Annotated in this window: 13 protein-coding genes and 1 pseudogene; 8 read left to right on the forward strand and 6 right to left on the reverse strand. The window is 65.8% G+C overall.

Annotated elements, in window-relative coordinates; translation table 11 throughout:
- The first annotated feature begins 70 nt into the window (after positions 1-70).
- Positions 71-1,519, forward strand: coding sequence for an exodeoxyribonuclease I (gene sbcB / locus BDW41_RS04275; protein WP_074546980.1), 1,449 nt, complete (start codon positions 71-73; stop codon positions 1,517-1,519).
- 10 nt (positions 1,520-1,529) lie between these two features.
- The gene (locus tag BDW41_RS04280; protein ID WP_074546804.1) at positions 1,530-2,216 is read left to right on the forward strand and encodes a DUF2461 domain-containing protein; all 687 of its coding nucleotides are present in this window, start codon (positions 1,530-1,532) and stop codon (positions 2,214-2,216) included.
- Positions 2,217-2,427: 211 nt separating this feature from the next.
- Here the strand turns inward: BDW41_RS04280 and BDW41_RS04285 are convergent, their stop codons facing one another.
- Both BDW41_RS04285 and BDW41_RS04290 read right to left on the reverse strand, forming a co-directional pair.
- Positions 2,428-3,339, reverse strand: a complete 912-nt coding sequence (locus BDW41_RS04285; protein WP_074546981.1) for a LysR family transcriptional regulator — start codon at positions 3,337-3,339, stop codon at positions 2,428-2,430.
- Between the two features lie 221 nt (positions 3,340-3,560).
- Positions 3,561-6,152, reverse strand: a complete 2,592-nt coding sequence (locus BDW41_RS04290; RefSeq protein ID WP_074546805.1) for a bifunctional aconitate hydratase 2/2-methylisocitrate dehydratase — start codon at positions 6,150-6,152, stop codon at positions 3,561-3,563.
- A 501-nt stretch (positions 6,153-6,653) separates the two neighbouring features.
- Between BDW41_RS04290 and acnA the strand changes: the two genes are divergently transcribed.
- Positions 6,654-9,404 carry an aconitate hydratase AcnA gene (gene acnA / locus BDW41_RS04295; RefSeq protein ID WP_074546806.1) on the forward strand — a complete coding sequence of 917 codons (2,751 nt, stop codon included), beginning with the start codon at positions 6,654-6,656 and terminating at the stop codon, positions 9,402-9,404.
- 60 nt (positions 9,405-9,464) lie between these two features.
- On the opposite strand, the gene BDW41_RS04300 is transcribed toward acnA, so the two are convergent.
- Entirely contained in the window at positions 9,465-9,911 is a 447-nt protein-coding gene (locus tag BDW41_RS04300; RefSeq protein WP_074546807.1) for a nuclear transport factor 2 family protein, read from the reverse strand.
- Between the two features lie 118 nt (positions 9,912-10,029).
- Here BDW41_RS04300 and BDW41_RS04305 point away from each other — a divergent pair, with 118 nt between their 5' ends.
- Positions 10,030-11,706: a long-chain-fatty-acid--CoA ligase gene (locus BDW41_RS04305; RefSeq protein WP_074546808.1), complete on the forward strand. Its 1,677-nt coding sequence runs from the start codon at positions 10,030-10,032 to the stop codon at positions 11,704-11,706.
- Between the two features lie 174 nt (positions 11,707-11,880).
- Here BDW41_RS04305 and BDW41_RS04310 read toward each other — a convergent pair.
- Both BDW41_RS04310 and BDW41_RS04315 read right to left on the reverse strand, forming a co-directional pair.
- Positions 11,881-12,248, reverse strand: a pseudogene (locus tag BDW41_RS04310) (PilZ domain-containing protein).
- Positions 12,249-12,345: 97 nt separating this feature from the next.
- Positions 12,346-13,521, reverse strand: coding sequence for a DNA polymerase IV (locus BDW41_RS04315; protein ID WP_074546809.1), 1,176 nt, complete (start codon positions 13,519-13,521; stop codon positions 12,346-12,348).
- 468 nt (positions 13,522-13,989) lie between these two features.
- Between BDW41_RS04315 and BDW41_RS04320 the strand changes: the two genes are divergently transcribed.
- The 4 genes from BDW41_RS04320 to arsC are packed head-to-tail and all read left to right on the forward strand — an operon-like array spanning position 13,990 to position 17,630.
- Positions 13,990-14,904, forward strand: a complete 915-nt coding sequence (locus tag BDW41_RS04320; RefSeq protein WP_074546810.1) for a ScpA family protein — start codon at positions 13,990-13,992, stop codon at positions 14,902-14,904.
- Positions 14,905-14,953: 49 nt separating this feature from the next.
- Positions 14,954-15,832, forward strand: coding sequence for an SMC-Scp complex subunit ScpB (gene scpB / locus BDW41_RS04325; RefSeq protein WP_074546811.1), 879 nt, complete (start codon positions 14,954-14,956; stop codon positions 15,830-15,832).
- Positions 15,829-17,268 carry a pseudouridine synthase gene (locus BDW41_RS04330; protein WP_074546812.1) on the forward strand — a complete coding sequence of 480 codons (1,440 nt, stop codon included), beginning with the start codon at positions 15,829-15,831 and terminating at the stop codon, positions 17,266-17,268. Before scpB ends, BDW41_RS04330 begins: the two co-directional genes overlap by 4 nt.
- Positions 17,269-17,282: 14 nt before the next feature.
- Positions 17,283-17,630 carry an arsenate reductase (glutaredoxin) gene (arsC, locus tag BDW41_RS04335; RefSeq protein WP_074546813.1) on the forward strand — a complete coding sequence of 116 codons (348 nt, stop codon included), beginning with the start codon at positions 17,283-17,285 and terminating at the stop codon, positions 17,628-17,630.
- Positions 17,631-17,671: 41 nt separating this feature from the next.
- On the opposite strand, the gene BDW41_RS04340 is transcribed toward arsC, so the two are convergent.
- A complete protein-coding gene (locus tag BDW41_RS04340; protein ID WP_074546814.1) occupies positions 17,672-17,896 on the reverse strand; it encodes a helix-turn-helix transcriptional regulator in 225 nt (74 codons plus the stop codon).
- Positions 17,897-17,903 lie beyond the last annotated feature (7 nt).

Genomic DNA, 17,903 nt, shown 5'->3' on the forward strand with positions numbered 1-17,903 from the left:
CCCCGGATTCCGGCTTCGCGTGATGCCGGACGACGTGGAGCATGCCGCAGGGCCATGCGATGATCGCGGCATGCAGACCTTTTTCTGGCACGACTACGAGACCTTCGGCGCCGATCCGTGGCGCGACCGGCCGGTGCAGTTCGCCGGCATTCGCACCACCATGGACCTGGAGATCGTGGGCGAGCCGGTGATGTTCTTCGGCAAGCCCCCAAGGGAAATGCCGCCGCACCCGGAGGCCTGCCTGATCACCGGCATCACGCCGCAACAGGCCGAGCGCGAAGGCTGCCTGGAGGCGGATTTCGCCGCCCGCGTGCATGAGCAGCTGGCCCAGCCGGGCACCTGCGGGGTGGGTTACAACTCGCTGCGCTTCGACGACGAAGTCAGCCGCCAGCTGTTCTACCGCAACATGTTCGAGCCCTATGGCCGCGAATGGGAAAGCGGCAATTCGCGCTGGGATCTGATCGACCTAGTGCGCATGTGCCAGGCGCTTCGCCCCGAAGGCATCGAATGGCCCAAGCGCGAAGACGGCACGCCCAGTTTCAAGCTGGAGCACCTGGCCGCGGCGAATCACCTGAAGCAGGAGCGCGCGCACGATGCGCTGTCCGACGTGTATGCGCTGATCGACCTGGCCCGCCTGATCCGCGTGCGCCAGCCGCGCCTGTGGGATTGGCATTTCAATCTGCGCAAGAAGCAGCGCGTGTTCGAAATGCTCGACGTGGTGGCCATGACGCCGGTGGTGCACGTGTCCTCCCGCTATCCGGCCAGCCGCCATCGCCTGACCGTGATCGCGCCGTTGGCGGCGCATCCGAGCCGGCCGGCCGAGATCATCGTGTACGACCTGGCGAGTGATCCTTCCGATCTGCTGGCGCTGGACGAAGACGAGATCGCCGACCGCATCTTCACGCCGCGCGCCGACCTGCCCGAGGGCGTGGAACGGATTCCCCTGCGCACTGTGCGCGCCAATCGCGCACCGGCGCTTGCGCCGCTTTCCACCTTGAAAGGCGTGGACCTCGACCGCCTGCAGATAAACCTAGAGCGCATGCAGGCGCATCGCGACATGCTCGCCTCCGCCGACGGGTTGGCGGCCAAGCTGCGCCGCGTGTTCCAGCGCGCCGCCGACCTGCCGCCGCCCGCCGACCCGGAGCTGGCCCTGTACGGTGGCTTCCTGCCCGATGCGGACAAGCGCCTGCTAGCGGATATCCGCGCGACGCCGCCGGAACAACTGGGCCAGCGCAGTTTCCCCTTCCGCGACCCGCGTTATCCGGAACTGCTGTTCCGCTACCGCGCGCGCAACTGGCCCGAAACCCTCAGCCTGGACGAGCAGGCCCGCTGGCAAGCCTTCTGCCGCGACCGCCTGACCCGCCCCACGCCGCTGACCAACCTCACCCTCGACGACTACTTCGCCCGCATCGCCGAGCTGCGTGGCGACGACCTGCCCCAGGAAAAGCTCGCCGTCCTCGACCATCTGCAAGCCTGGGGCGAGATGCTTGCCGCCGACATTGCCCCTCTTACCGCCTGACCGACGACCCATGGCCAAGACCTATTTCACCCCTGCCACGTTCCGTTTCCTTCGCTCGCTGGCCCGCAACAACAACCGCGAGTGGTTCCATGAACACAAGGACGCGTATGAAAGGGATGTGCGCGAACCCTTTCTCGCACTCATCGGCGACCTGCAGGCGCCACTGTCCAAGATCAGCACGCACTACCGCGCCGATCCGCGCAAGGTCGGCGGCTCGTTGTTCCGTATCCATCGCGATACGCGTTTCTCCAACGACAAGCAGCCCTACAAACCCTGGCAAGGTGCGCGCTTCTATCACGAGCGCCGCAACGAAGTGCATGCGCCATCGTTCTACATGCATATCCAGCCCGGCGACAATTTCGCTGGCGGCGGCATGTGGCATCCGGAGTCGGATGCGTTGAAGAAGATCCGTGAGTTCCTTGCCGATAATCCGGAAGCCTGGAAGCGCGCCACGCGCAGCAAGGCGTTCCGCGATCACTTCGAGTTCTGGGGCGAGTCGCTGAGTCGGCCGCCGCGTGGCTACGACGCGAACCACGAACTGATCGACGACCTGAAGCGCAAGGATTTCGCCTGCGGCGCGGGTTTCGACGAGAAGCTGGCCTGCTCCAGCGAGTTGCTGCCGTGGCTGGTGGATACCTACAAGCGCGTGGCGCCGATGATTGACTATTTGTGCGCGTCGCAGGAATTGGATTTCTGACGGACGCCGCAGCTTTTCCTGCTCGTCATCCCGGCGCAGGCCGGGATCCAGTAACTGCATGGATAGATCTTCGCCAAGAGGCAACTGCCTTTAGCCAACGCGATAACCGACAGCTGTCGCTACTGGATCCCGGCCTGCGCCGGGATGACGGCCTGGATATTGAGGCCGGTTATCTGTGCTGCCCGCCGGTGGCTGACGGCAGCCACTCCGCTCAACACGCCTCATCCGCCAGCTTTAGCCCCGGCCTTTGCTTCGCCAGCTTGCGCAGCAACACCGCGAAATTCTGCAAGTCCGCGTGCCACGGCGAGGCCTCGCGCCAATACAGCGCGATCTCGCGCCCAGGCGCCTGCCCCTTGAGCTTGGCCAGCACGACATTGGGCATGGAGGCGAGTCGGTCGTGGGCCAGCGCCGGCACGAGCGCATAGCCTCCGCGCAGTTCCACCAGCGCGGCCAGGCTCTCCAGGCTTACGTCCTGCACGTGGCCGCCGCCGAGCACGTCTTCGCAGTGGCTTTCAGTCATGAGCGTGGCGTCGCTGGCTTCCAGTTGCTCCAGCGCCACCGTGCGCTTGCCGGCGAGCGCGTGGTCCGCCCGGAACATTACTTCCCAGGGCTCGAAGAACAGGGGACGCATCGCCACGCCGCTCACCGGCGGCACGCGCGGTGCGAGCACGGCGTCGAGCTCGCCTTCGTTCAGGCGACGCAGCAAGCCGCGCGGCTTGCCTTCGGACAGGCTGAGGCGCGTGCCGGGGAAATGCTGCGGAAACGGTCCGATCAGATGCGGCAGCAGGTAAGGCCCCAGCGATGCCGGCACACCCAGGCGCAGCTCGCCGCCAAAGGCGACCTCGCCCGCGCGCGCCACCTGCTGCAGATGCTCGGCGGCCGCCAGCACGGCGTCGATCTGCTCCAGCAAGCGTTGCCCACCCGCCGTGGGTACGATGCGGCGGCCACCACGCTCGAACAGCGGCGCACCCAGCGCCTGCTCCACTTTCTGCACCTGATGCGAGAGGCCCGACGGGCTGATGTGCATGGCCCGCGCGGCGCTGTTGAAGCTGCCGTGGCGACGCACCGCCTGCACCAGCATGAGGTCGCGGATCGAGACTACCGATAGGTGGGAGGAGATCATCCGCTGGGTGCTGGCGTGGCTGTTGACGCCGGGAAGCATAAACGAGCAGGAGTGAGTTGAGAGAAGTGAGTAGTGAGAGAAGAGCGTGCAGCCCGCGAAGCCCGACGCGGACAGCTACCCTGAAAACAGAAAAGCCCGGCGGGTAGCCGGGCTTTTGCTGGGGTCCGAAGCGAGAGGGTGATCCCTCTCACTTCTCACTCCTCTTCACTCACTTCTCGCTCTCAAGCGGTGACCGTATCGGCCACGTTCTGATAATCGGCGATCTGGTTGAAGTTCATGTACTTGTAGATCTTCTCGCCGTTGGCGTTGATCACGCCCACGTCGGCCATGTACTCCTCCTTGGTCGGGATCTTGCCCAGACGCGAGCAGATCGCGGCCAGTTCGGCCGAGCCCAGGTACACGTTGGAGTTCTTGCCCAGGCGGTTGGGGAAGTTGCGGGTGGAGGTGGAGAACACCGTGGCGCCCTCGCGCACCTGCGCCTGGTTGCCCATGCACAGCGAGCAGCCCGGCATTTCCATGCGGGCGCCGGCGGTGCCGAGCACGCCGTAGTGGCCTTCCTCGGTGAGCTGCTGCTGGTCCATCTTGGTCGGCGGGGCCACCCACAGCTTGGTCGGGATGTCGCGCTTGCCTTCCAGCAGCTTGGACGCCGCGCGGAAGTGACCGATGTTGGTCATGCACGAACCGATGAACACCTCGTCGATCTTGGCGCCGGCCACGTCGCTGAGCGTCTTCACGTCGTCCGGGTCGTTCGGGCAGGCCACGATGGGCTCGTGCACGTCGGCCAGGTCGATCTCGATGACGGCGGCATATTCGGCGTCGGCATCGCGCTCCAGCAGCTGCGGGTTGGCGAGCCATGCTTCCATCGCCTTGATGCGGCGCTGCAGACTGCGCGGGTCCTTGTAGCCCTGGGCGATCATGTACTTCAGCAGCGTGATGTTGCTGTTGATGTATTCGATGATCGGCGCCTTGTCCAAGTGCACCGTGCAGCCGGCGGCGGAACGCTCGGCGGAGGCGTCGGACAGCTCGAACGCCTGTTCCACCTTCAGGTTCGGCAGGCCTTCGATTTCCAGGATGCGGCCGGAGAAGATGTTCTTCTTGCCCTGCTTGGCAACCGTCAGCAGGCCCTGCTTGATGGCGTACAGCGGGATGGCGTTGACCAGGTCACGCAGGGTGACGCCCGGCTGCAGCTCGCCCTTGAAGCGCACCAGCACGGATTCGGGCATGTCCAGCGGCATCACGCCCGTGGCAGCGGCGAAGGCCACCAGGCCCGAGCCGGCCGGGAACGAAATGCCGATGGGGAAGCGCGTGTGGCTGTCGCCGCCGGTGCCGACGGTGTCGGGCAGCAGCATGCGGTTGAGCCAGCTGTGGATCACGCCATCGCCCGGACGCAGGCTGATGCCGCCGCGCGTGCTGATGAACTCCGGCAGCGTGTGGTGCGTCTTCACGTCCACGGGCTTGGGATAAGCCGCGGTGTGGCAGAACGACTGCATCACCAGATCGGCCGAGAAGCCCAGGCAGGCCAGGTCCTTCAGCTCGTCGCGGGTCATCGGGCCGGTGGTGTCCTGCGAACCCACCGAGGTCATCTTCGGCTCGCAGTAGGTGCCCGGGCGCACGCCCTGGCCTTCCGGCAGGCCGACCGCGCGGCCGACCATCTTCTGCGCCAGCGTGTAGCCCTTGCCCGTGTCGGCCGGCTGCTGCGGCAGGCGGAACAGCGTGGAAACCGGCAGGCCCAGCGCCTCGCGCGCCTTGGCGGTGAGGCCGCGACCGACGATCAGCGGAATGCGGCCGCCGGCGCGCACTTCGTCGAACAGCACGTCGGACTTCACCTGGAACTCGGCGATCACTTCGCTGTTCTTCAGCGCCTTGCCCTCGTAGGGGCGCAGTTCGACAACGTCGCCCATCTCCATCTTGGACACGTCGAGCTCGATCGGCAGCGCGCCGGCGTCTTCCATGGTGTTGTAGAAGATCGGGGCGATCTTGCTGCCCAGGCACACGCCGCCGAAGCGCTTGTTCGGGATGAACGGGATGTCTTCGCCCGTCCACCACAGCACGGAGTTGGTGGCGGACTTGCGGCTGGAACCGGTGCCGACCACGTCACCCACGTAGGCCACCAGGTGGCCCTGCTTGGCCAGATCCTGGATCAGCTGGATGGGGCCGCGCTTGCCGTCTTCTTCCGGCTGGAACGGCGCGCCATCGCGCTTGTTCTTCAGCATGGCCAGCGCGTGCATCGGGATGTCCGGACGCGTGGTGGCATCGGGCGCCGGCGAGAGGTCGTCGGTGTTGGTTTCGCCCGGCACCTTGAACACGGTGACGGTCAGGCTTTGCGGCACTTCGGGCTTGCTGGTGAACCATTCCGCGTCGGCCCAGCTCTGCAGCACGGCCTTGGCGTTGGCGTTGCCCTTGTCGGCCTTGTCCTTGACGTCGTGGAAGGCGTCGAACATCAGCAGGGTGTGCTTGAGCGCGTTGGCGGCCACGGTGCCGACCTGCGCGTCGTCGAGCAGCTCGATCAGCGGATGGATGTTGTAGCCGCCCAGCATGGTGCCGAGCAGTTCGGTGGCCTTCTCGCGCGAGATCAGCGCGCTCTTCTCGGTGCCGAACGCCACGGCCGCCAGGTACGAGGCCTTGACCTTGGCCGCGTCGTCCACGCCGGCTGGTACGCGGTTGGTGATCAGGTCGACGAGAAAGGCCTCTTCACCGGCCGGAGGATTCTTCAGCAGCTCGATCACATCGGCGGTCTGCTGGGCCGACAGCGGCAGCGGCGGGATACCCAGCGCGGCGCGCTCGGCGACATGTTGGCGGTAGGCGTTAAGCATGTGGTCTCGTCCGGTGAACTAGAACAAAGGGGCAGCGAGCGATGGCTTGCACCATTGCGGCGGAGGTCGCCCAGAGGGATGTTCCGCGTGGCCGCTACCGGCGCTCGACAGGGCGCAAGGCCTTGTCGCCATGCCATTTTCGGCGGCATGACAGCCCGCTATTTTGCCAGCCGGGCCCCAGGCGCCGCAACGCAAGACAACGCTTCCGGCAGCGTTCGAAATCTTGCAATGCGGATGTGGCGCAATCCCCATTCGGGTCTCTTGCACGACCTGGGATTTGGCCCAAACTGAATGGCAGTGCCGATGGAGAGGATGTCTTGCCTCAGTCTCCCTGCTCGTCATCCAGGCGGTCGCGAAAGCCCACCGACGCCGCCACGGGATCCCGGTCTGCACCGGGATGACGAGCAAGGGCCTTTGCAATTCCCCTCACGTTCCGTGCCTTAGGATCCCCAAGCTACGCGTCCGCGCGTTCGCCAGACTCACGCAACAGGAGTTAGCCCCATGCTGGATTCATTCGCCACCCGCGACACCCTCACTGTCAACGGCAGCCAGTACCAGATCGCCAGCCTGACCAAGCTCGGCCAGCGCTTTGACCTCAAGACCCTGCCCTATTCGCTGAAGATCCTGCTGGAAAACCTGTTGCGCCACGAAGACGGCGTCAACGTCACGGCCAAGGAAATCGAGGCCGTGGCCAACTGGAACGCCAAGGCCGAACCCGATACCGAAATCGCCTTCATGCCCGCCCGCGTGGTGCTGCAGGACTTCACCGGCGTGCCCTGCGTGGTGGACCTTGCCGCCATGCGCGACGCGGTGGTGAAGCTGGGCGGCGATGCCAAACAGATCAACCCGCTGGCGCCGGCGGAACTGGTGATCGACCACTCGGTGCAGGTGGACGTGTACGGTTCGGAATCCGCGCTGGAGAAGAACGTCGAGATCGAGTTCCAGCGCAACCAGGAACGCTACGCCTTCCTGCGCTGGGGCCAGAAGGCGTTCGACAACTTCAAGGTGGTGCCGCCGCGCACCGGCATCGTGCACCAGGTGAACCTGGAGCACCTGGCCCGCGTGGTGTTCACCGCGAACAAGGACGGCCAGCAGTGGGCTTACCCGGACACCGTGTTCGGCACCGACTCGCACACCACCATGATCAACGGCATCGGCGTGCTGGGCTGGGGCGTGGGCGGCATCGAGGCGGAAGCGGCCATGCTGGGCCAGCCCTCGTCCATGCTGATTCCGCAGGTGGTGGGCTTCAAGCTCACGGGCAAGCTGTCCGAGGGCGTCACCGCGACGGACCTGGTGCTCACCGTCACCCAGATGCTGCGCAAGCTCGGCGTGGTGGGCAAGTTCGTGGAGTTCTTCGGCAGCGGCCTGAAGCACCTGGCGCTGGCCGATCGCGCCACCATCGGCAACATGGCGCCGGAATACGGCGCCACCTGCGGCATCTTCCCGATCGACCAGGAAGCACTGAACTACCTCCACCTGTCGGGCCGCAGCGACGAGCAGATCAAGCTGGTCGAAGCCTATGCCAAGGCCCAGGGCCTGTGGCATGACGAGAACGCGGTGGAACCGCGCTTCACCACCACGCTGGAATTGAACCTTGCCGACGTGAAGCCTTCGCTGGCCGGCCCCAAGCGTCCGCAGGACCGCGTGCTGCTGGAAGGCGTGCAGAAGAGTTTCCACGATGCGGTCGGCCCGCTCACCGCCAACCGCCGCCCGCGCAACGCCGATACCTCGGCCTTCATCGCCGAAGGCGGTTCGTCGGCCATCGGCAACCCGGCCAACGACATCACCGACGGCGGCGTGCGCGTGGAGAAGGACGGCGCATCGTTCAAGCTCGGCGACGGCGCCGTGGTGATCGCCGCCATCACCTCCTGCACCAACACCTCCAACCCCAGCGTGATGCTCGGCGCGGGCCTGCTCGCCAAGAAGGCGGCGGCCAAGGGCCTGAAGGCGCAGCCGTGGGTGAAGACCTCCATCGGTCCGGGTTCCAAGGTGGTCACTGACTATCTCGAAAAGACCGGCCTGCTGAAGGAGCTGGAGAAGGTCGGCTTCTTCATCGTCGGCTACGGCTGCACCACCTGCATCGGCAACTCCGGCCCGCTGCCGCCCGAGATCAGCAAGGGCATCGGCGAGGGCGATCTGGCCGTGGCGTCGGTGCTGTCGGGCAACCGCAACTTCGAAGGCCGCGTGCATCCGGAAGTGAAGATGAACTACCTGGCCTCGCCGCCGCTGGTGGTGGCCTACGCACTGGCCGGCACGCTCGATATCGACCTCAGCAAGGACCCGCTGGGCACCGGCAGCGATGGCAAGCCGGTGTACCTCAAGGACATCTGGCCGACCAACCAGGAAATCTCGGACGTGGTGGGCAGCGCGCTCAACCCGGAGATGTTCGAGAAGAGCTACGCCGACGTGTTCAAGGGCGACACGCGCTGGAACCACATCGCCTCGCCGGATGGCGACGTGTACAAGTGGGACGACTCCACCTACATCAAGAACCCGCCCTACTTCGAAGGCATGAGCAAGGAGCCGGGCACCATCGAGGATGTCCACGGGGCCCGCGTGCTCGGCCTGTTTGGCGACTCCATCACCACCGACCACATCTCGCCGGCCGGCTCGATCAAGAAGGACAGCCCGGCGGGCCGCTTCCTGATCAGCAAAGGCGTGGACCCGAAGGACTTCAACTCCTACGGCTCGCGTCGCGGCAACGACGACGTGATGGTGCGCGGCACCTTCGCCAACATCCGCATCAAGAACCTGATGCTCGATGGCGTGGAAGGCGGCTACACGCTGTATGTGCCGACGGGCGAGCAGATGGCCATCTACGACGCGGCCATGAAGTACAAGGCCGACAAGACGCCGCTGGTGGTTATCGCCGGCAAGGAATACGGCACCGGCTCGTCGCGCGACTGGGCGGCCAAGGGCACCCTGCTGCTCGGCGTGAAGGCGGTGATCGCGGAAAGCTTCGAGCGAATCCACCGTTCCAACCTGGTGGGCATGGGCGTACTGCCGCTGCAGTTCGAGGACGGCCAGAACGCACAATCGCTGGGCCTGACCGGCAAGGAGACCTTCGACATCACCGGCCTCGATGGCGGCGAGTCGAAGACCGCCAAGGTCGTCGCCACCAGCGCGGACGGCAAGAAGAAGGAGTTCACCGTGAAGGTGCTGCTGCTCACGCCGAAGGAGCGCGAGTTCTTCCGTCATGGCGGCATCCTGCAGTACGTGCTGCGCCAGCTGGCCGGCAAGAAGGCGGCCTGAGGGCCGGCAACGCGTAACGCTTGAAGGAAAACGCCGCCCTCGGGCGGCGTTTTCTTTGCCTCAAGCCTGCCCCGTCCACGTGGCCGAGTAGCACCGCCACTCGCCACCCTCCTTCCGCCACGCGGTCTCCACCCGGTACACGCCGATCTGCGCGGGCAGCAGCTTGCCGCCGCTGGTCAGGGTGACGGTGAAGCGGGCGACATAGCGGTCGCCGTGCGGCTCGACCTCGATGGGCCCGGTCAGCGCGTGGATGGTCTCGCCGCGAAAGGCGGCGGCGCGCAGCAGGCCAAGCAGTTGGCGGCGTTCCATCTCGCCGTTGTTGCCGTTGAAGTCGTCGCTGAGGACATCGTCCAGCGCCGACGCGTTGGCATGTTCGGCGGCCTGTTCGGCCTTTTCGATGCCCTGCCGCACTCGACTTTCGTCGGGCGTGCGGTGACAGGCCGTCAGGCTTGTCGCCAGCAACAGCCAAAGCATTGGATTTACCAGCCGTTTTCGCGTCAGGAACATGGAAAAATCTCGCTGCGGCGCGGCTTGCTGCTATACGCGAGCGTATGCTCCAATGCCGCGTCATTATCTTGCCCTACGTTGTCGGCGGGCAGACACATACAGGAGCGTTGGATCCAACATGAGCATTGAGCGTCCGTGGCTGGCCCATTATCCCGAAGGCGTTCCTCCGCAGATCGATGTCAACCAGTACGCCTCGGTGGCCGCGGTCGTGGAAGAAGCCTTCGAACGCTTCCGCCAGCGCCCCGCGTTCGCCAGCTTCGGCAAGATCCTCAACTACGGCCAGATCGATGAGCTGAGCCGCCAGTTCGCCGGCTACCTCACCGGCGTGCTCAAGCTGAGCAAGGGCGATCGCATCGCGATCATGATGCCCAACGTGCTGCAGTATCCCATCGCCCTGTTCGGCGCGCTGCGCGCCGGCCTGGTGGTGGTCAACACCAACCCGATGTACACCGCGCGCGAACTGCGTCATCAGCTCGAGGACGCCGGCGCAAAGGCCATCGTGGTGCTGGACAACTTCGCCTCGACACTGCAGCAGGTGGTGGCGGAGACGCACGTCGAGCACATCGTCACCACCGGCATCGGCGACCTGCTGGGCGCCAAGGGCATGGTGATCAACTTCGTGCTCAAGCACGTCAAGAAGATGGTGCCGCCCTACAGCCTGCCGCAGGCGGTGCGCTTCACCGATGCCTTGTCGCAGGGCGCGTCGCATCCGCTGCCGAAGGTGCAGCTGGGCCACGAGGATCTGGCCTTCCTGCAGTACACCGGCGGCACCACCGGCGTGGCCAAGGGCGCGATGCTCTCGCACGGCAACATGGTCGCCAACATGATGCAGGCCGGCGCCTGGATCGGTAAGAACGCCAAGCCGGGCGAAGAGATCATCATCACCGCGCTGCCGCTGTATCACATCTTCTCGCTGACGGCGAACGGCCTGGTGTTCATGCGTCTGGGCGGCCTGAACTGGCTGATCACCAACCCGCGCGACATGCCCGGCTTCGTCAAGGAACTGAAGAAGTCCAGGTTCACCGCGCTGACCGGCGTCAACACGCTGTTCAATGGCCTGCTCAACACGCCGGGTTTCGCCGAGCTGGATTTCTCCCGCCTGCATCTGAGCCTGGGCGGCGGCATGGCCGTGCAGCGCGCGGTGGCCGAGCGTTGGAAGAAGGTCACCGGCTGCACGCTGGCTGAAGCCTACGGCCTTACCGAAACCTCGCCCGCTGCCTGCATCAATCCGCTGGACCTGAAGGACTACAACGGCTCGATCGGCCTGCCGATTCCTTCCACCGACGTGGCCATCTGGTCGGAAGACAACCAGCCCCTGCCGATTGGCGAAGTGGGCGAACTGATGGTGCGCGGTCCGCAGGTGATGAAAGGCTACTGGCAGCGCCCGGATGAAACCGCCAAGGTGCTCGGCGCCGACGGCTGGCTGCATACCGGCGACGTGGCCCGCATGGACGAGAACGGCTACGTCTATATCGTCGACCGCAAGAAGGACATGATCCTGGTGTCCGGCTTCAACGTGTATCCGAACGAAGTCGAGGACGTGGTGATGCAGCACCCCGGCGTGGCCGAGGTCGCCGCGGTCGGCGTGCCGGACGAGCACTCGGGCGAGGTGGTGAAGCTCTTCGTGGTGCGCAAGGACCCGAACCTTACGGTGGAAGCGCTCAAGAAGTTCTGCCACGACAACCTCACCGGCTACAAGCGCCCGAAGATCATCGAGTTCCGCGACTCCCTGCCCAAGAGCAACGTCGGCAAGATCCTTCGCCGCGAACTGCGCGACGAGAAAAAGACGGCCTAGGAGCGAGGAGTGAGTGAAGAGGAGTGAGTAGTGAGAGAAGACCTCGTCTCGCACCAAAGCAAAAAGCCCGGCATATGCCGGGCTTTTTGTTGGCAAGCTGATAATCAGAGCGGAAAGCAGGAGATCGCCAGGTTTTTCTCTCACTACTCACTCCTCTTCACTCACTACTGCTTTTCAGTCATGCCACATCTCCAGGATGTCGGCATAGCCACCCAGCAGGTTCCACAACGGCACCTGCTTGTCCTCGGGGATGTGCGTGTAGGCGAAGCCCAGGTGCCGTTCGGAAATCCGCGCCACCTGCGCTTCCAGATGGATGTGCAGGTCGTGCCCGAAAATCATGTCGAGGATCCAGCTTTGTCCCTGCTCGCCGTGCCAGCCCAGCGGGCGGCGCAGCAGCACGCCAGTCGCGGAAATTCCACCAGCTCGGTAGGGTGCGATTCGTCGCCACGGCTCATCAGCACCGTGGTTTCGATCCGCATGCGCGCAGGACGCAGCTGTTCCGGGTCGGAACCGCTCCTGGCTTTGTCTTCCGCCTTGCTCATCCTGCTCTTTCTCCCCACGTGAGGCGCCCAGGCGCCACGTTCGCTTCATCCTGAAGAACACGTCCCACCATGCAATGTGGCGTGCCTCCATTGAACTTCAATCCCGCTCCCGCGTCCTCAGCACGCCTGCGCGAACCAGGCTCCCCGTGCCAAACCGCGAGTTGATCCGATCCTGCACCTGGTCGGCCACGCGCCGCGCTGGCGCGGTATCGAACAGATCCGGCTGACGTTCGGCCGCAAATCCCGACAGGCTCACGCCCAGCAAGCGCAGGCGCGGCCGCCGTTGCGCCTTCCACCATGCGTGAAGCAAGCCTCGTGCCAGCTTATACATTTCAGTGGCGGACGAACTGGGCGCGGGCAGTTGCGCCTGGCGCGTGTAGGTCTCGAAAGGCGGTTCGCGCAGCTTCACCGTCACCGTGCGGCCTTGCAGCCCTCGCTGTCGCGCCCTCGCTGCGATCCGCTCGCAATGCCGGAGCAGCCAGGCCTCGGCCATCGCCAGCTCGGCCACGTCTACATCGAAGGTGTGCTCCGCGCCGATGGATTGTTCGGCCTGCGCGGGCTCCACGCCACGCTCGTCCTCGCCGCGCGCAAGCGCCTGCAAGGCCGTCACCTGACGCCCTAGCGCACTCGCCAGACGCGCCGTGTCACTTGCTGCCAATTCGCCCATGGTCCGGATGCCCAGCCGGTGCAGGGCCTGTTCCGTCACCTTGCCCACCGTCCACAGGCGCCCCACGGGCAGCGGCGCCAGTTCGGCCGCCGCACGCTCGGCGGTGATGCGGCGAAAGCCGTCCGGCTTGGAGAGCTCGCTGGCCAGCTTGGCCAGCAGCTTGTTAGGCCCCATGCCTACGGACGCGTTGAGGCCGGTGCGCTCGCGGATGGCGGTCTTGATCCTTTGCCCCATGGCCTCGACCGAGCCCAGCAGGCGTTGGCTGGCGGTAACGTCAAGGAACGCCTCATCCAGCGACAGGCCTTCGACCAGCGGCGTCACTTCGTGAAACACCTCGAACACCTGGTCGGAGACTTCCTCGTATCGCGCCAGATCAGGCCACAGATACACGCCGTCAGGGCATAGCCGACGCGCCTGCGCCGTGGGCATGGCCGAGCGCACGCCGAAGCGCCGCGCCTCGTAACTGCAGGTCGACACCACGCCACGGGGGCCCAGCCCGGCCACGATCACCGGCAGTCCGCGCAGCTCCGGACGGTCGCGCTGCTCCACGGACGCGTAGAACGCGTCCATGTCGACGTGGATAATGGCGCGTTCATCGGGCGGCATGTCTGCTGTATTTTGCCGTTACGCGGGCGCGGGGTGTACTGGACTTGCCCGGCTCCAGCGGCTAATCTTGGAATCGCCAGGGTTACAAGGGTGCGCGCACGATCGGCCAGGATCGACCGCTACGGCACCCGCCCGATGCACTCAGCCGACCGATTGAGAAGCCAGTGACGCAGGTTTCGTCACGTTATGGCTTGCGCCTATTGTCGTGGTCCACACACGCCAGAGACGCTCAAGGGTCGCTCACGGCCAGCCTGATCGAAACGCCGGACGCGCGATTTCATCATGCATGCCCGCGACGGTGACGCCGTGCGCACCGGAGTGGCATCGCAAGTCAGTTTCAACGAGTCGCGCCCACGGGTCACGATTCGGGCGGGGACATTCGTCCAGCGAATGCCGGTGGGATAAAACCGTTTCCTAACGTGTTGAACGCAGAGCAAGCCGTCGCGGACGGCCCAACGACATGCATTGATGAGCACTGAGCCAGTCGAGCCTCAGGCGGTCCCCGCACCGCAGGACGCATTTGCGTCGGTACCTCAACAGCAGGAAATGCCGCTGGCCATCGTGCGCGGCGAACCGCTGTTGCAGATGCCGCAGGACCTGTACATCCCGCCGGATGCGCTCGAGGTCATTCTTGAGGCATTCGAAGGGCCGCTCGACCTGCTGCTGTACCTGATCCGCCGGCAGAACCTGGACATCCTGGACATCCCTGTCGCCGAGATCACCCGGCAGTACATGGACTACATCGAGATGATGCGCGATGTGATGCGCCTGGAGCTGGCCGCCGAATACCTGCTGATGGCGGCCATTCTCGGCGAGATCAAATCGCGCCTGCTGTTGCCGCGGCCCCCGGCCGAGGAAGGCATGGAGGAAGACCCCCGCGCCGAGCTGGTCCGCCGGTTGCAGGAGTACGAGCGTTTCAAGAAGGCGGCGGAGGACATCGACGCCCTGCCCCGCATGGAACGCGACTTCGCGCCCGCCCACGCCGACACGGGCGAGCGCAACGTGATCAAGCTGCCGCCGCCGCTGGACCTGAAGGAGCTGCTGCTGGCACTGAAAGACGTGATGCGCCGCGCGGAGCTGTTCGGCCATCACGCCATCAAGCGCGAGGCGCTGAGCGTGCGCCAGCGCATGGGCGAGTTGCTGGGGCGACTGACCAGCGACCGGAATTTCCAGCGTTTCGAAACGCTGTTCGACGTGACCGAGGGCCGCCTTGGCGTGGTCGTCACCTTCCTTTCCGTGCTGGAGCTGGCCAAGGAAATGCTGGTGGAGATCGTGCAGGAGGAACCGCTGGGCCCCATTTACGTCAGGGCGAAAGTCACGAGCGCCGACGAGGCCGCCGAAGACCTGTTCGCCGACGACGAGCCGGCCGCCGCTGCCGAATAGGCAGCCCGGCCCGAACCATTCACCGAAGCATCGCATCCCATCCGAGGCTATGCAGATCGAACAACTCAAACCCATCATCGAGGCGGCGCTGCTGGCATCCACCCAGCCGATGACCGTGCCTCAACTGCTGGAACTGTTCGGCGAAGAGGACGAGGTCGGCCGCGAGGAAATCGCCAAGACGCTCGAGGCCCTCGCGGAAGACTGCGCCCACCGCGGCGTCGAGTTGCGCGAAGTGGGCTCCGGCTTCCGCTATCAGGTGAAGCAGGCGGTGCATCCGTGGATTTCGCGGATGTGGACCGAAAAGCCCAGCCGCTACTCGCGCGCCCTGCTGGAAACCTTGGCGCTGATCGCCTACCGCCAGCCGATCACCCGCCCGGAAATCGAGCAGATTCGAGGCGTGGTGGTGTCCTCCAACATCATCAAGACAATGGAAGAACGCGAATGGATCCGCGTGGTGGGTTACCGCGACGTGCCCGGCAAGCCGGCCCTGTTCGGCACCACGCGCGCCTTCCTCGACTACTTCAACCTGAAATCGCTGGACGAGCTGCCGCCGCTGTCGGAAATCCGTGACATGGAAGACCCGCAGATGAGCATCGCGCCGGAACCGCTGCCTGCCCACGTGGCGCGCGACCTGCCGATCGATCCGGACGAAGAAGACGAAACCCTGGTGGTGGCCGGCGAAGAAAACGACGCCGTCGTTGCCGAACCCGGCGAAGCAGAAGCACCGGCCCATTCCGACGAAAGCCACCCGGCCGCCGTCGAGGAACCCGGCCACGAAACACCCGAGGCGATGGAAATCGCTTCCCCCGAACCCGACGCCGCCGCCGTGCACGTCGAGGCCTTGACTGACACTGCCGACGAGGCAGCGACCCATGCGGACGCCGAGCAAGGCGACGCCACGCAAGACACCGAGGAGTACCGCGCATGACTGCGCCCCAGAAATCCGTTTTGACCCTCAAGCGCGCCCCGCGCGACGAAAGCACCCCCGCCATCGAGGAGCGCCTGCACAAGGTGCTCGCCAACGCCGGCCTCGGCTCGCGCCGCATGCTGGAACAGCGCATCCAGGCGGGTGAAGTCGAACTCAACGGCACGCCCGCCACCATCGGCGCCAGCGTGCATGCGGGCGACCGCGTCGTGCTCGACGGCAAGCAGTTCATCGTTGCCACCGACAACCGCGACGACACCGAAGTGCTGGTCTACCACAAGCCCGAAGGCGTGGTGACCACCCGCGAAGACCCCGAAGGCCGCCCCACCGTGTTCGAACAGCTGCCGCGCCTGAAGGGCGCGCGCTGGGTCGCCGTGGGCCGCCTGGACATCAACACCACCGGCCTGCTGCTGCTCACCACCGACGGCGAACTGGCCAACGCGCTGATGCATCCCAAGAGCGGCCTCGAGCGCGAATACCTGTGCCGCGTGCACGGCGAAGTGCCCGATGAAATCATCGAAAAGCTCAAGGCCGGCGTGGAGCTGGAAGACGGTCCCGCCCGCTTCGACGAGATCGCCGTGATCAGCCGCGGCGGCAGCCACAGCTGGTTCCGCGTGGTGATCCGCGAAGGCCGCAACCGCGAAGTGCGTCGCCTGTGGGATTCCCAGGGTTTCCTGGTGAGCCGGCTCAAGCGCATCCGCTACGGCAGCGTGGAGCTGCCCCGCGCGCTGCGTCGCGGCGACTGCGAATCGCTGGGCGAGGAAGCCGTCAAGGATCTGCGCAAGACCACCGGCCTTGGCGCGCCGCAGCCGGTGCTCACGCTGAGCCCGGTGCTGCATCAGCGCCGCGCGCCGCGCAACGTCACGGAGTACCGCCCCGAGCGCGGTGCGACCGGTGCGTGGAGCGGCGGCTACCAGGATGAAGCGCGCGAACTGCGTGCCTATGACCGCATTCGCGAGGAACCCGTGCGCGGCAAGCAGCAGCGTCGCCGCCCCGGCAAGGAAGTGAACGGCAACGTCGCCCGTCCGGAACGTGCGGGTGGCGGCATGCAGCGCAAGAACCGCCGTGGCGTGGCGCCCGGCCAGGAACTGCCCTCGGTGCGCACCTGGTTTGCCGGCGAATCGCGCGAAGGCGGCGGCGCCGGTGGTCGCGGTGGCGCGGCGGGCAACCGTCGCGGCGCGGCCGGCGGCAAGCCGTTCGGCAACCGCGCCGGCGGTGCCGAAGGCCGCAGCGGCAGCCCCTACGGTGGCTTTGGCGGCGGCGCCGGCGGCAACCGCGGCGGCAAGCCCGGCGGTCGTCCGGGCCAAGGCGGCCAGGGCGGCCGTCCGCAGGGCCGTGGCGGCAACCGTCCGCAGGGCGGTGCCGGTGGACGTCCGCAAGGTGGCGGTCGACCGCATGGCGGCGGTGGCCGCGGCGGCAATCGCTCGGGCAACCGTTGAGCCCGTCCGGCGCCATGGCGGTCCGCATCTATCACAACAGCCGCTGCTCCAAGTCGCGCGCCACCCTGGCGTTGCTCGAGGAACGCGGCGTGGTGTGCGACGTGGTGAATTACCTCGACACGCCGCCGGGCACGGCCGAACTCACGCAATTGCTGGACATGCTCGGCATGACGCCGCGTGAGTTGATGCGCAAGAACGAGGCCGAGTACAGCGAGCTCGGCCTCGACGATCCATCGCTCGACGACACCGCGCTGATCGCGGCCATGGCGAGCCATCCGCGACTGATCGAACGCCCCATCGTGGTGTCCAATGGCAAGGCCGCCATCGGCCGTCCGCCGGAAACGGTGCTGTCCATACTCTGAGCCGGCGAGTCCCTGCGCCTGCGGGGGCTTCACCGAGCCGCTCAGCTCTCTCCCGTTTCCTCGTCAGGCTCATACGCCAGCAGATCGCCCGGCTGGCACTCGAGGAATTCGCAGATCCTGCTCAGCGTTTCGAAACGCACGCCACGCACGTGGCCGGACTTGAGCAAGGACAGATTGGATTCCGTAATGCCGACGAACTCGGCAAGTTCGCGCGAGCGCACCTTGCGCATCGCCAGCATGACATCGAGTCGGACCACGATCGCCATCAGTGCC

Origin of the sequence: Dyella sp. AtDHG13 (genome assembly GCF_003201105.1) — a bacterium.
In the GTDB taxonomy this organism is placed as follows: domain Bacteria; phylum Pseudomonadota; class Gammaproteobacteria; order Xanthomonadales; family Rhodanobacteraceae; genus Dyella; species Dyella jiangningensis_B.

Excerpts from the sequence above, each read along its gene's own strand:
- sbcB (WP_074546980.1), top strand. The coding sequence starts at position 71 with ATGCAGACCTTTTTCTGGCACGACTACGAGACCTTCGGCGCCGATCCG.
- BDW41_RS04280 (WP_074546804.1), top strand. The coding sequence starts at position 1,530 with ATGGCCAAGACCTATTTCACCCCTGCCACGTTCCGTTTCCTTCGCTCG.
- BDW41_RS04285 (WP_074546981.1), bottom strand. The coding sequence starts at position 3,339 with ATGATCTCCTCCCACCTATCGGTAGTCTCGATCCGCGACCTCATGCTG.
- BDW41_RS04290 (WP_074546805.1), bottom strand. The coding sequence starts at position 6,152 with ATGCTTAACGCCTACCGCCAACATGTCGCCGAGCGCGCCGCGCTGGGT.
- acnA (WP_074546806.1), top strand. The coding sequence starts at position 6,654 with ATGCTGGATTCATTCGCCACCCGCGACACCCTCACTGTCAACGGCAGC.
- BDW41_RS04300 (WP_074546807.1), bottom strand. The coding sequence starts at position 9,911 with ATGTTCCTGACGCGAAAACGGCTGGTAAATCCAATGCTTTGGCTGTTG.
- BDW41_RS04305 (WP_074546808.1), top strand. The coding sequence starts at position 10,030 with ATGAGCATTGAGCGTCCGTGGCTGGCCCATTATCCCGAAGGCGTTCCT.
- BDW41_RS04315 (WP_074546809.1), bottom strand. The coding sequence starts at position 13,521 with ATGCCGCCCGATGAACGCGCCATTATCCACGTCGACATGGACGCGTTC.
- BDW41_RS04320 (WP_074546810.1), top strand. The coding sequence starts at position 13,990 with ATGAGCACTGAGCCAGTCGAGCCTCAGGCGGTCCCCGCACCGCAGGAC.
- scpB (WP_074546811.1), top strand. The coding sequence starts at position 14,954 with ATGCAGATCGAACAACTCAAACCCATCATCGAGGCGGCGCTGCTGGCA.
- BDW41_RS04330 (WP_074546812.1), top strand. The coding sequence starts at position 15,829 with ATGACTGCGCCCCAGAAATCCGTTTTGACCCTCAAGCGCGCCCCGCGC.
- arsC (WP_074546813.1), top strand. The coding sequence starts at position 17,283 with ATGGCGGTCCGCATCTATCACAACAGCCGCTGCTCCAAGTCGCGCGCC.
- BDW41_RS04340 (WP_074546814.1), bottom strand. The coding sequence starts at position 17,896 with ATGGCGATCGTGGTCCGACTCGATGTCATGCTGGCGATGCGCAAGGTG.